Source organism: Streptococcus infantis, from assembly GCF_047460875.1.
Taxonomy (GTDB): Bacteria; Bacillota; Bacilli; order Lactobacillales; family Streptococcaceae; genus Streptococcus; species Streptococcus infantis_AA.
The window spans coordinates 102,355-116,281 of the sequence record NZ_JASHFI010000004.1; the positions used below are offsets into that span (position 1 = coordinate 102,355).

Sequence of the window (13,927 nt, forward strand, 5' to 3'; positions counted from 1 at the left end):
TTCTTTCAAAGAGCCTGCAGGGGGCATCTAAACAACAGGAAAAAGCCTTGATTTACAAGGCTTTTTTGTTTTTCTAAAAGATTTTCTCTAGATATTTAGCAGAATCCCAAGATAGTTTCTCAATGTTCCACTTCTTCCTTAAATCGTACTTTTCCTTGGCTGTATAATCTCATAATCTTCACAAAGCGAACTGGATTGTTTTGGTTATACAAAAGAAATACTGAAAAGAATAACAAGCCAGCAAACCACAAACCATAGCCTTCATCACCAATCGGTTGGCCAAATTTTAGAGGAAGAATCAAGAAATACAAAAAGTAATAGATAGACACTATATTTACTACAAAGCGGGCAAATCGATAAGGTAAAGCAGACAGTTGTCTAGGATCAAACTGGTTTTTTACAAACAAATTATGAGATGCTGCAAAGAAAAAGACTTTCTCTGTCGTTGGCTGGGCCTTTCGAACATTTTTATAAAGTGCTCGTTCAAGTATAGCAACCAACAAGGAAAACTGCATCAACCAAAATAGAAGAATACAGGCTAGACTGAACCAGTTATAGACACCAATAAACTTGAGGGAAAAGAAGCCCGAAACTGCGGGTCCACCTGCTAGTAAGAGAATTACCAAGTCAGGAATAAAGGAATTCGTGTCACCAGCTTTTTCAGTATTGAGCAACCTACTCTTTGGAGCAGCTAAAGCCTCTCCTGTCTTTTGGTCATAATAAACAGCTTGACCGTCACATTCGCCGATGAAAACACGACGACGTCCAAGAAAAAACATACTTACCTCTTTCTATTTATGAAAACAAGTCCTCAAAGCTTGGAATGATTTTATCCTAGTATACCACAAACTAACTGCTAGATCATAGGATAGCTAAGATTCATAGCTTACTAAAAGGTTGACAGAACTTCGCTCCATAGGATATGATGGGAATACTTAGAATTTTATTTCTGCACAATCTATACGCCTTCCACTGAAAAGTCGTTAGCGAGTTCAATTCTATATATGGAGGTTTCTATGAAAATCTATTATTCAAAATATGTCGGTGTCGGCTATCTAGTCTTTGCAGTGGGTGTATTCTTTCAATTTTTCTTTTTTCTCGCGCATGGATTGATCGACTTTTCCCAGCTTAGTCTTCTCACTGTGGTTCCAACCATTCTCTTTTTTGCTGCTATCTACGCAACGATTGCAGGTATCAAAAGACTTTCTAGTCGCAGACTCTCCTTTGAGTTTACCTTTGAAGGTATTTATGTCTATCCCGGGCTCTTCTTTTCCAAGGAAATCTTCATCCCAAAAGAAGAATTGTTGCGAGCATCGTATGTTGAAGTGGATGTCAGTGACCCTGACCATGTCAACAGCAAGGCTTACTATTTAGATTTTGACCTGAGAGAGGTGACCCAGCTAGAAGATATTTCTAAGTCAAATGTCATCGTCGATACAAGCGTCCTGATATTGCGGCTCGCCCTTAGCCTCTGTCGATTTAGAGAGGAAGAAAAAGCCGAGTTGGCAACCTATCTAAAAGAAAACTACGGCATTGATTTCTTATATTAGCAAGTAAAGAGAGTGTGGGACAGAAATCGGTAATTCGTTAGAATTCGATTTCGTCGTCCCACCTCCGCAAAGTTGAGTAGGGCTGTAAAAGCTGATGAAATCAGCGTAGTAGAGCCCACTCAACCACTGCGTCTTGCTCGACAATCCAAAGACAATTGAGAGGCTAGGATTTTTGTCCCAGCCTCTTTGATATTATCCTTATTATCTTTCACTTTAACGTGAGCTTGCTAATTATCCAACTTAAACGTCGTATAAACTCGAATGATTTAAAATTTATGCTTCGAGAACATAAAAAAGCAAGGGCTACTCTCCACCCTCACTTCTTCTTTTCACTCTTAATTACGGTAAAAATGACTATCTTTGTCGCTTGGTGATTGGCCGATTGCCAAGACGTCTTGGCTACCGTCTGTACCTGTTAATTCATTTTGGACTCCAGCTGGAGTAAAGATCAGGCGTGCTCCTTCTCCGCCTCCAACAAGATGAATTCCTGTCAGATAGTAACCGTCCTTCTCCTCTACTTGATCCATCTCATATTTAAAAGTTCCCTTTGAGCTTTGAATGGTCACGATTCCATCCGCTGTGACTGTAGCAGTTGTTCCTGCATAATTCTCCCAAGTTCCAAGGAATTTAGAATAATCTTTTTGATTTTCCGCCTTTGTCTCAGTTTGAGTAGCTGTAGCGCTTGAAGAACTTGTCTCAGACTTCTGCTCCTCTTTTTGACTAGCTTCTGTTTTACTTGATGACTCCTTAGTTACTTTAGAGGATGAAGCCTCTTTGCTTGAAGATGCTGTAGTTTTTTCAGCATTTCCTCCACAAGCAGCTAATGTTAAGACCGCCAGCAAAGCAAGAGCTGAAAGACTAGTGTAACGCAATGTTTTGTTTTTCATAAAAATCTCCTTTTGAAATGATGACCCAGTTTAGTCTGAATCTAAAATGGCTAGTCCGAAATTACATATATTTTTGACGGCTAACCTGTAGTTTTCAGTGTATCATTTATTTGTCTATAATTCAATAGTTATTTTGGTAACTTTGTGTAAGATCAAGCAAAAAACTGATCCAAGAATGAATCAGTCTCTCTTTATATCTTCTTTGATTTTTTAATAGCTTTAATAGATAAACATGGCATCGCCAAAGCTAAAGAAACGGTATTTTTGTTCGATAGCATGCTGGTAGGCTTCAAGGACCAATTCACGTCCTGCAAAGGCAGAAACAAGCATGACCAAGGTAGACTTAGGCAAATGGAAATTGGTTGAGAAGGCATCGACCACCTTCCAGTCATATCCTGGCTTGATAAAGATATTGGTCCAGCCAGAGTCGGCTTGGATTTGACCGTCAAACTTGCTTCCGATGGTTTCTAGTGTACGTATAGAGGTTGTACCCACGGCAATGACACGGCCACCATTGTCCTTGACCTGACGCAAGGTTGCAGCAGCTTCCTCAGACAACTGATAAAACTCTGAATGCATCTCGTGTTCATCTAGATTGTCGACCGAAACAGGTCTAAAGGTTCCAAGACCAACGTGCAAGGTCAAGTAAACTAGGTGAACCCCTTTTTGCTGGATTTCTTCTAGTAGTTCCTTGGTAAAATGTAGGCCTGCAGTTGGGGCAGCGGCTGAACCGCTTTCCTTGGCATAGACTGTCTGGTACCGTTCACGGTCATCCAACTTTTCGTGGATATAAGGAGGCAATGGCATTTCTCCCAGGCTTTCAAGCACTTCTAGGAAAATCCCTTCATACTCAAAACGGACAATACGGCCTCCATGGGTTAATTCCTCGGTCACGACTGCACTTAGGCGACCATCACCAAAGACAACTCGGGCACCGACCTTGAGACGTTTGGCTGGCTTCGCCAACACTTCCCATTCGTCTCCTGCCGTATTTTTCAAAAGCAAGAGTTCAACGTGTCCACCTGTTTCTTCCTTTTGACCATGAAGTCGTGCTGGCAAGACGCGGGTATCATTCATAACTAGGGCATCACCTGGCTCTAGCATCTCGATAATAGAGTGAAAATGGCGATCTTGAAATTCTCCAGTCTGGCGATTGACCATCAAGAGTTTAGAGGCATCGCGCTTTTCCAGAGGCGTCTGTGCAATCAGCTCCTCTGGCAAGTGAAAATCAAAATCATTGGTATTCATTGTAGTCATATTTCCTTTTCTTTTCTAATGTACTTACGATTAGCTATCAAAACGAACTTCTTCAAGCAAATACTCGATGAAGCGTTCACCCATCTTAGATAAGCTAGTCTTCTCATGCTGGATATAAACCAGTTCAATCGGATCATCAATATCAAGTGGAATCGAGACAATATTGTCTCCATTAAGATTACTATTGAGGATACCTGTCGCGATGGTATAGCCGTCCAAACCAATCAAGAGATTGAACAAGGTCGCACGGTCACTAACCACGATGGATTTCTTGTGGTGTTCTTGTGACAAAATCTCTTCTGAGAAATAGAAGGAATTATGGGTTCCTTGGTCATAGCTCAAGTAAGGGAAGTCTTCTAGGTCTGCCAACTGCACCTTGTCTCTTTTAGCAAGAGGGTTGGTCTTGCTGACAAAGATATGAGGCTGCGCTGTAAAGAGAGGATGGGCCACTAGATGATTGTCATCCAACATCTTCGAAAGAACATCTCGGTTATAGCTATTTAAAAAGAGGACTCCTACTTCACTGCGGAAGTTCTTGACGTCGTCGATAATCTCCCAGGTTCTGGTTTCACGCAAAAAAAGCTCATACTTTTCCATATCGCTCTTCTTGAGCAAGGAAACAAAGGCATTGACCACGAAGGCATAGTGCTGCGAAGACACACTAAAAAGCTCGCGATGAGCGATTGGGTTCTTATAGCGTTCTTCTAGAAGTTGCGTTTGCTCGACAACCTGACGGGCATAGGATAGAAACTCCATCCCATCACGTGTGAGGGTGATTCCTTTTGGATTTCGGATAAAAATCTCAATTCCCATCTCATTTTCTAGGTCACGAACTGCATTTGACAGACTAGGCTGCGTAATGAAAAGTTGCTTGGCAGCTTCATTCATCGAACCAGTCTCTACAATTTTGATAATATAGTGTAATTGTTGAATTCTCATGCTTTTATTGTACCATACTTGAGGCAATATAAAAAGAACCAGTCACTGAAAGCTCTGTGGCTAAGCTTAGATGAGTGCTTTTAAATGACTTTATCTAGCACTTTAAAAAGAGGTTGAAACAATTCCAACCTCCTTTAATCTTTATTATTATACAAGCTTTTTAATCGAAACTTAGCTTCCTCTTTCCCAGAAAATGGCTAGCAAAATCATAGCTCCGAGAACTGCTGGAATAATGGCTGTACCGCTTAGGCTTGGTCCCCAAGAACCAAAGATTAATTGTCCTAAAAAGGCACCAATCCAGCCGAGAAACATTTTCCCGAAGCACCCCATCCGTTCTCCACGATTGGTGATAGCTCCTGCTAGTAGTCCGATTAAAAGCCCGACAAACATACTTCCAATCATAGTTTCTCCTTAAATTGCCCAATCTCCATTGCGGAAGAGTGGTACGCGTGTTCCATCCTCACGGATACCGTCAATATCCATTTGGTTAGAACCAATCATAAAGTCAACGTGAACATCTGAACGATTAAGTCCTGCAGCTTCCAGCTCTTCTTCACTCATCTCTGCTCCACCAACAACGCTAGTTGCGTAGGCTGCACCAATAGCCAAGTGGTTAGAAGCATTTTCATCGAAAAGGGTGTTAAAGAAGGTAATCCCTGACTGTGAAATTGGACTTGGATCTGGTACCAAGGCACACTCACCCAAGGCACGCGCACCAGCATTCTTAAAGACAAGGTCCTTCATAACTTGATCACCCTTCTCAGCAGTGATATCAACAATTTGGCCATTTTCAAAGGTCACTTTGATGCCTTCGATGATATTTCCGTTGTAGCTAAGAGGTTTTGTAGACGTTACATAACCATCTGCGCGACGGAAATCAGGGGCTGTAAAGACCTCTTCTGTTGGCATATTTGGCAAGAAACCTTCGCCTTGAGCATTGATCGCTCCGGCAGATTCCCAAACGTGGTTCTTAGGCAAGCCAAGTGTCAAGTCAGTTCCAGGAGCAGTGTAGTGAAGGGCTGAGAATTGCTCTTTATTGAGTATTTCCGCCTTGCTCTTCAAGATTGCTGCATGTTCTTCCCAAGCCTTAACTGGATCTTCTTCGTAGATACGGCAAGTCTTGAAGATTTGGTCCCAAAGGAGATCCACTGCTTCTTCGTCACTCGCAGCATTTGGAAAGACTTTCTTAGCCCACTCAAGTCCAGCAGCGGCTGCTACAGTCCAGCTAACCTTGTTAGATTGAGTTGCGATACGCATTGGCTTCATCGCAATTCCCATAGCTTTAGCAGAAGCTGAAAGCTTTTCAGCATCTACTCCGTTCAAGGCACCTGGGTCAGAAGAACGAACACCTAGACGACTTGCTTTGTTTTCAAGAAGGTAGTTCATCTCAGCAATCTTGTATTCTGGTACATTGTCCAAACGCTCCATTGGCGCGTGAAGGAATTTTTCACGGTTTACAAAGTCATCTGCCCATTGAACGATAACTTCGTGCGCTCCAAGTGCATAGGCTTCTTTGACGATTAAGTGAGCCAACTCACGTTGCTCCACATCGATGGAGAGAGCTAAGGTGTGACCAGGTTGCACGTTCACTCCGTTTGCAACTAACAACTTAGCATATTTTTCTAGATTTTCTTTAAAATTTGGTAAAACCATTCTGTTTTCTCTTTTCTATTTTATTTTTCTTTCAAAGCAGAAAATAATCCTGCCAAAGCAATAGCACCTGACAAGAGTGCTGGCGATAGAAGAATTGTCTGATCAGCAAGTTCCAATTGGTACTCAAACACCTTCTCAGCCGGTTTATCTTCCGCAAAAATTCTTAGTTTCATGAAATATCCTTTCTTATTCTTCATGCTCTCCTAGGTAGAGGCGTCGTGCCTCTGGACTATTTGTGAGGATATCTATATAGATTTCATAGTCATCAGGTAGAGGCTTTCCTAAAGAGATATCTTGTTCTGGATTTATATTTTTCCCATAAAGAAAGCAAAGATAGAGACGTTCGTTGAGTGTTGGAAATACTTCAATAGACATATGTTCAGCCTGACCTACCCGATCCCAATCCTGTTCTTTGATATCTGGTATGATATAGGATTGAAAGAGCCCCATAAGTGGATTATCTTCTGGTTGTCCACTGTCCTTATCCGCCAGAACCAAAGAACAACGTCGACCAAAACCAGCTACTTGTCGCTCCCTTCCCTTTACCGAAACAGTAATAGGATGCCCTCCAATATGACTATAAATCCATTCTTTAGGCAGTTCATAATCTAACAGGGGGGTAACTTCTTTGACAATCGCTACAGGACTATAGCGTAGAAACTGGCGAGTAACAGCCTTACAAAAGAGGATATCTTCCTCTTTCAAGGTCACTCCCTTCCAGTTATTTTCCTCATTAAAATGGTTGAAAAATACCAGATAGGGATCACGCACCATTTGTGCTAAGATATAAACGCCATTTCGTAAACATATAGAAATAACTTTCCCTGATTTCCAGGGTGTTGCTCTTTTTTTCTTTTCCATCATGATACAACCTCAAACCTACACAAGACATTTCAAACTATTAAAACAAATCATCAAACAAACTCAACTGGTTGTCCTCTGGCATATTGCCCAGAATCCCCATTTCATCCATCTTTTCAACTAAAGTTGAGGAAAGTCCACCACGCTTGCGTAGTTCGGTTTTAGAGAGGAATTCTCCCTCTTGACGAGCACGAACCAATTGCTTAGCAACGTTCTCTCCCAGTCCATCCATAGCGACAAATGGTGGGATGAGGGTGTCTCCGTCAATGATAAATTCAGTCGCATCACTGCGATAGAGATCCAGTTTCCCAAATTTGAAGCCACGTTCCCACATCTCATTAACGATTTCAAGTGTTGTGTAAAGGTCAATTTCTACGTTAGAAGCTTCATTGTTCTTGCGCTTTTCAGCAATTTCTTGCATCTTGCGTTTGATAGCATCCAAGCCTGCACCCATGGTTTTGATATCAAAGGCCTTGGCACGAATGGAGAAGTAAGCACAGTAATAATAAATCGGATGGTGAACCTTGAAGTAGGCCACACGAAGGGCCATCATAACGTAGGCTGCCGCATGGGCTTTAGGGAACATGTACTTGATTTTTCCACAAGATTCGATATACCACTCAGGCACATTGTTGGCCTTCATAGCTTCGATATAACCGTTACGCTCTTCTTCAGAGATTTTGAGCCACATTCCCTTACGGACTCGCTCCATGATGGTAAAGGCCATCTTTGGATCTAGGCCAGCGTGCATGAGGTAAACCATGATGTCATCCCGACATCCGATAACGGTTGACAGGTCCGCAATTCCTGCCTTAATCAAGTCTTGGGCATTTCCCAACCAAACGTCGGTACCGTGAGACAGACCAGAAAGCTGAAGTAACTCTGCAAAAGTCGTCGGATGGGTTTCATCCACCATTCCACGAACAAAGTTGGTCCCAAACTCTGGAATCCCCAGCATACCCGTCGGTGTTCCAATTTGTTCAGGTGTTACCCCAAGCACATCAGTCCCAGAAAAGAGGGCCATCACACCTTCGTCATCCATAGGGATTTCATTTGGATCAATGCCCGACAAGTCCTGAAGTTTCCGAATCATGGTTGGATCATCATGACCAAGGACATCGAGCTTGAGGACGTTCTCATCGATATCGTGGAAGTTAAAGTGGGTGGTCTGCCATTCAGCGGTCACATCATCTGCAGGATACTGTACTGGTGTAAAATCATAGACATCCATATAGTTAGGGATAACAACGATTCCCCCTGGGTGCTGACCAGTCGTCCGTTTAACACCAGCAGCTCCTTGGGCTAGGCGCTCTACTTCGGCTTCACGGTAGAACTTGCCATAGTCACGCTCGTAACCCTTGACAAATCCATAGGCTGTTTTAGCAGCCACCGTACCAACCGTTCCTGCACGGAAGGCATATTCTTCCCCAAAGATATCACGAACATCCAAGTGGGCACTCGGCTGGTCCTCCCCTGAGAAGTTCAAATCGATATCGGGAACCTTATCCCCATCAAAACCAAGGAAGGTCTCGAAAGGAATGTCCTGTCCATTTTTGCTGAGTTTGTGATCGCAATTTGGACAGTCTTTATTGGGCATATCAAAACCTGAGCCATAAGAACCATCCGTGATAAATTCACTGTATTTACACTGCCCACAGACATAGTGAGGAGAGAGAGGATTAACCTCGGTGATCCCAATCATGGTCGCAACGAAACTGGAGCCAACAGACCCACGGGAACCAACCAAGTAGCCTCGTTCGTTGGAACGATGCACTAGCATCTGTGAAGCCAGATAAATCACGGCAAAGCCATTCCCTAGGATAGAGGTTAGTTCCTTTTCAATTCGTAAGTCAACGATATCTGGGAGTGGATTTCCATAGATTTCAAAGGCTTTTTTATAGGTCAACTCAGCGACTGTTTCTTCGGCTTGGTCAATGAAAGGCGTATACAAGTCGCCTTTAACGACCTCAACGGGCTCAAAGATTTCTGCCAAGGCATTGGTATTTTCAATAACAATTTTGCGTGCTAAGTCTTCCCCTAGAAAGGCAAATTCATCTAGCATTTCATTGGTCGTTCTAAAATGTGCCTTGGGTAGTGGAGCTGGTTGGGCAGCTTCTCCATGGCCGATAGTTCGGTTAATCATGGCACCCTGACCTAGACTTCGCACGATGATCTCGCGATAAATCTCATCCTCAGGTTCGATATAGTGGACATTTCCTGTCGCAAGAACTGGCTTACCGAGACGGTCTCCGACCTCAATCAAGCTCTTGATGATGGTCTGAAGCTCCTCCATATCCTTGACCTGCTCTTTGGCAATCAGAGGTGCATAGATAGCCGGAGGCATGACCTCGATAAAATCATAGTATTTAGCTACTTCGACTGCCGCATCTACACCCTGTGATACGACTGCATCAAAGACTTCCCCTTCCGTACAGGCTGAACCTAAGATCAAACCTTCTCGATGGGCATCCAGCACCGTACGTGGAATCCGTGGAACTCCTTCAAAATACTGGGTATTTGAGAGAGACACCAGCTTAAAGATATTTTTCAAGCCCACCTGATTTTTCACATAGATTGTCGCATGCTTGACTCGAGCTTTTTTATATGAATCTGGACTGATTAAATCAAGGTTTAATCGAGCCAAATCTGTCACACCATGTTTTTCTGCTACTTCTTTGATAAAGATAAAGAGCAGACGGCCAGTTGCTTCCGCATCATAGTTGGCCATATGGTGGTGTTCTAGAGCTACACCAAAACGTTTGGTCAAGGGTCCCAAACCGTGGCGCTTGTATTCAGGATAGAGATTTCTTGCGAATTCTAGCGTATCGATGACAGGCTGAGTGATTTTTGGCAAGCCATGACGTTCATAATTGGCATTCATAAAGCCAACGTCAAAGGTTGCATTGTGGGCTACAAGAACGGTATCCTTACAAAACTCTTGGAATTCTTTCAGAACTTGAACCAAGGGTTTGGCATTTTTCACATGCTCATCCGTAATTCCTGTCAATTCAGTTGTAAAGGCTGATAAGGGGTGCCCAGGATTGATAAATTCATCAAATTCAGCGACGATATTGCCCTTATACATCTTAGAAGCCGCCACCTGAATCAAGTCATTATAGATAGCTGAAAGTCCAGTCGTTTCCACGTCAAAGACTACATAAGTAGCTTCAGAAAGGTCCATCTCCACTTCGTTATAGACGATAGGAACACGGTCTTCTACGATATTAGCTTCCATCCCATAGATCAGCTGGATGCCTGCTTTCTTAGCAGCCTTATAGCCATGAGGGAAGGATTGAACATTTCCGTGGTCCGTGATTGCTACCGCCTTATGTCCCCATTTAGCAGCTTTCGCAACGAGTTCTTCGACTTCAGGAAGAGCATCCATGGTCGACATATTGGTATGGGCATGGAACTCAACACGACGCTCTCCCTCTGGCATCAAGTCTTTACGCTCATAGTGGACGACTTCCTGAACATCCTGTACATTCATGGTCAAGTCTCGCGTGAAATTATTGACCTCAACATTCCCACGAACACGGAGCCAGGAATTTTTCTTGATCATGTCAAACTTCTGGGCTTCTTCTTCATTCTTGACCCATTTTTGCATAGAGAAACTAGAAGTATAGTCCGTCATCTTGAAGTTGATTAAGACACGACCTGTTCTAGTCACCTTCTGCTCGACATCAAAGACAACTCCTTCAAAAACCAGACGATTTTCCTCAGTATTAACCTCATTCATAGGAGTAATCTCTGCCTTGTCTAGTTTTGGCTTGGCAGCTGCTTTCTTGGCTTGGAAATCAAAGACAGGCTTATCCTCTACTGGAGGTGGCGGCGCCATCTGTTCTAACTGTTCCATAGCCCGAAGTGTTTCTTCATTGGCAGCTTGGATAATCAATTGATTTTCTGTCTGAAAGGCCTCTTGCTCTTCCCTCGTGAGTTCTTCATTTTTTTCTAAAATGCAGGATAATTTAGGAAAGCCAAAAAGTTCCAACTGTTTGCTAAGATTTGGCAGATGATTTTTTCTAAAATGCTCTGTATCTGCCGCTTCAGAAGCTTCAATGATTAACTGGTCATCTTCAAAGCGAACCTGAAAATTCTGATATATAGAACGAAAACCTTGACTAGCGCAAGGACCATCCGAAAAAACCTCTCGATAGTAGGCTTGTAAAAGTTCTCTAGAAAATTCCTGATTTCGCGTTTTTATCTCAAAACTAGCCTGATTTCCTGTTTTTGAGAATTCTTCTTTCAAGCCTCTTTTCAACTCTAGAAAAAGTTCAAAAGGCAAGATATTTTCAAAAACAAAATGAAACTCCCAAACTTTGCTTCGTTTATGAACAATGACTTGTTCTATTTCAGCCTGAGAGAAGGCCTCATGTTTTCTCATTTCAGCGGGGATTCCCAACTGATTCATTAAAATTTCAAAAGTGGTTGACATCCATTTTCCTCACAATATACTCTTTCTATTTTACCATATTTGAGGTACTTTTTCCTATTTCTACCAAACAGAAAAAGAAGCCACAAAGTGACTTCTTTTCTAGTGACGACAAATTAGTCTTCACCTTTGTTTTTCTTAATGATTTCTTCTTGTACTGACTTAGGTACATCTTCGTAGTGGTCGAATACCATCATGAATGTACCACGTCCTTGAGATGCAGAACGAAGAACTGTTGCGTAACCGAACATTTCAGCAAGTGGAACGTAAGCACGAACGATTTGGCTGTTACCGTGAGCTTCCATACCATCTACACGTCCACGACGAGCAGTTACGTGACCCATAACATCACCAAGGTTTTCTTCTGGAACAGTGATTGTTACAAGCATCATTGGTTCAAGGATAGCTGGTTGTGCTGATTTAGCAGCTTCTTTAAGTGCAAGAGATGCAGCGATCTTGAAGGCAGTTTCAGATGAGTCGACATCGTGGTATGAACCATCGTAAAGCTTAGCTTTAACGTCAACCATTGGGTAACCTGCAAGAACACCGTTAGCCATAGATTCTACCAAACCTTTTTCAACCGCTGGGATAAATTCACGAGGAACCACACCACCGACGATTGCGTTTTCGAATTCGAATCCTTTACCTTCTTCGTTTGGAGTAAATTCAATCCATACATCACCGAACTGACCTTTACCACCAGACTGACGTTTGAAGAATCCACGTGCTTGAGTAGAAGCGCGGAATGTTTCACGGTAAGATACTTGAGGAGCACCTACGTTCGCTTCAACTTTGAACTCACGACGCATACGGTCAACAAGGACGTCAAGGTGAAGCTCACCCATACCAGAGATAACTGTTTCACCAGTTTCAACGTTAGTTTCAACGCGGAATGTTGGATCTTCTTCAGCCAATTTTTGAAGGGCGATACCCATCTTGTCTTGGTCTGCTTTAGATTTAGGCTCAACCATCAATTGGATAACTGGTTCTGGAACGTTGATTGACTCAAGGATGATTTTTGCTTTTTCATCTGTCAATGAGTCACCAGTTGTAGTATCTTTCAAACCAACGGCAGCAGCAATATCACCTGAGTAAACAGTGTCGATTTCTTGACGGCTGTTAGCGTGCATTTGAAGGATACGTCCGATACGTTCACGTTTACCTTTAGAAGTGTTCAATACGTAAGATCCTGATTGAAGAACACCTGAGTAAACACGGAAGAATGTCAAACGACCTACGAATGGGTCAGTCATGATCTTGAAGGCAAGAGCTGCAAATGGCTCTTCATCAGATGCTGGACGAGTTTCTTCTTCTTCTGTATCTGGGTTGATACCTTTGATTGCTGGGATGTCAAGTGGGCTTGGAAGGTAGTCGATAACCGCATCAAGCATCAATTGAACCCCTTTGTTCTTGAAGGCAGAACCACACAATACTGGGAAGAATTCTACGTTGATAGTCGCTTTACGGATACCAGCTTTCAATTCTTCGTTAGTGATTTCTTCACCTTCGAGGTATTTCATCATCAATTCTTCGTCAGTTTCAGCAACTGCTTCAACCAATTTTTCACGGTATTCTTGAGCTTGGTCAAGGTATTCAGCTGGAATGTCTTCTTCAAGGATATCTGTACCAAGGTCGTTAGTATAGATTTCAGCTTTCATCTTGATCAAGTCGATGATACCGCGGAAGTCATCTTCAGCACCGATTGGCAATTGGATTGGGTGCGCATTTGCTTGAAGACGATCGTGAAGTGTGCTTACTGAGTAAAGGAAGTCAGCACCGATTTTGTCCATTTTGTTAGCAAATACGATACGTGGAACTCCGTACTCAGTTGCTTGACGCCAAACTGTTTCAGTTTGAGGCTCAACACCTGATTGTGAGTCAAGAACTGTAACCGCACCGTCCAATACACGAAGAGAACGTTGTACTTCGATTGTGAAGTCCACGTGTCCTGGTGTGTCGATGATGTTTACGCGGTGGTTGTTCCATTGAGCTGTTGTCGCAGCAGATGTGATAGTGATACCACGTTCTTGCTCTTGCTCCATCCAGTCCATTTGTGACGCACCTTCGTGAGTTTCACCGATTTTGTGGATTTTACCAGTGTAGTAAAGAATACGCTCAGTTGTAGTTGTTTTACCAGCATCGACGTGAGCCATGATACCGATATTACGAGTTTTTTCAAGTGAAAATTCGCGTGCCATGAGGTTTGTTTCTCCTATATTTTTTATTTCTATTCTATTATAACACGATTTCAATAAAAACGGATAGGCAGGACCCACCCGTTCTCAGTGTTTATCTTGTTTAGTTGGTTTCAACTTGTGAGATGGGAAGTTGAATTGAACTCGGGCTAA

Annotated in this window: 11 protein-coding genes; 1 reads left to right on the forward strand and 10 read right to left on the reverse strand. The window is 42.7% G+C overall.

What is annotated here, in order from left to right; genetic code table 11:
* Nucleotides 1–119: 119 nt before the first annotated feature.
* Nucleotides 120–779 carry a hypothetical protein gene (locus tag QM887_RS04520; protein ID WP_414270706.1) on the reverse strand — a complete coding sequence of 220 codons (660 nt, stop codon included), beginning with the start codon at nt 777–779 and terminating at the stop codon, nt 120–122.
* Nucleotides 780–1,016: 237 nt separating this feature from the next.
* Between QM887_RS04520 and QM887_RS04525 the strand changes: the two genes are divergently transcribed.
* Entirely contained in the window at nt 1,017–1,550 is a 534-nt protein-coding gene (locus QM887_RS04525; RefSeq protein WP_414270708.1) for a hypothetical protein, read from the forward strand.
* Between the two features lie 335 nt (nt 1,551–1,885).
* On the opposite strand, the gene QM887_RS04530 is transcribed toward QM887_RS04525, so the two are convergent.
* The 9 genes from QM887_RS04530 to fusA all read right to left on the reverse strand — a co-directional run bounded on the left by QM887_RS04530 (nt 1,886) and on the right by fusA (nt 13,777).
* Nucleotides 1,886–2,437, reverse strand: a complete 552-nt coding sequence (locus QM887_RS04530; RefSeq protein ID WP_414270709.1) for a DUF6287 domain-containing protein — start codon at nt 2,435–2,437, stop codon at nt 1,886–1,888.
* A gap of 219 nt (nt 2,438–2,656) precedes the next feature.
* The gene (gene queA, locus QM887_RS04535; RefSeq protein WP_414270711.1) at nt 2,657–3,685 is read right to left on the reverse strand and encodes a tRNA preQ1(34) S-adenosylmethionine ribosyltransferase-isomerase QueA; all 1,029 of its coding nucleotides are present in this window, start codon (nt 3,683–3,685) and stop codon (nt 2,657–2,659) included.
* Nucleotides 3,686–3,724: 39 nt separating this feature from the next.
* Nucleotides 3,725–4,633 (reverse strand): LysR family transcriptional regulator, encoded by a 909-nt coding sequence (locus QM887_RS04540; protein ID WP_075228756.1) that lies wholly within the window; start codon nt 4,631–4,633, stop codon nt 3,725–3,727.
* Between the two features lie 171 nt (nt 4,634–4,804).
* Nucleotides 4,805–5,035, reverse strand: coding sequence for a GlsB/YeaQ/YmgE family stress response membrane protein (locus QM887_RS04545; RefSeq protein ID WP_373115077.1), 231 nt, complete (start codon nt 5,033–5,035; stop codon nt 4,805–4,807).
* Between the two features lie 9 nt (nt 5,036–5,044).
* Nucleotides 5,045–6,286, reverse strand: a complete 1,242-nt coding sequence (locus QM887_RS04550) for an aminopeptidase (RefSeq protein ID WP_414270712.1) — start codon at nt 6,284–6,286, stop codon at nt 5,045–5,047.
* A 20-nt stretch (nt 6,287–6,306) separates the two neighbouring features.
* On the reverse strand, nt 6,307–6,459 hold the full coding sequence (locus QM887_RS04555) for a hypothetical protein (protein ID WP_414270714.1): 153 nt from the start codon (nt 6,457–6,459) through the stop codon (nt 6,307–6,309).
* A 13-nt stretch (nt 6,460–6,472) separates the two neighbouring features.
* The gene (locus tag QM887_RS04560; RefSeq protein WP_414270715.1) at nt 6,473–7,150 is read right to left on the reverse strand and encodes a hypothetical protein; all 678 of its coding nucleotides are present in this window, start codon (nt 7,148–7,150) and stop codon (nt 6,473–6,475) included.
* A 37-nt stretch (nt 7,151–7,187) separates the two neighbouring features.
* Nucleotides 7,188–11,582 (reverse strand): PolC-type DNA polymerase III, encoded by a 4,395-nt coding sequence (locus QM887_RS04565; RefSeq protein ID WP_414270716.1) that lies wholly within the window; start codon nt 11,580–11,582, stop codon nt 7,188–7,190.
* A gap of 113 nt (nt 11,583–11,695) precedes the next feature.
* On the reverse strand, nt 11,696–13,777 hold the full coding sequence (gene fusA, locus QM887_RS04570) for an elongation factor G (RefSeq protein ID WP_414270718.1): 2,082 nt from the start codon (nt 13,775–13,777) through the stop codon (nt 11,696–11,698).
* Nucleotides 13,778–13,927: the final 150 nt, after the last annotated feature.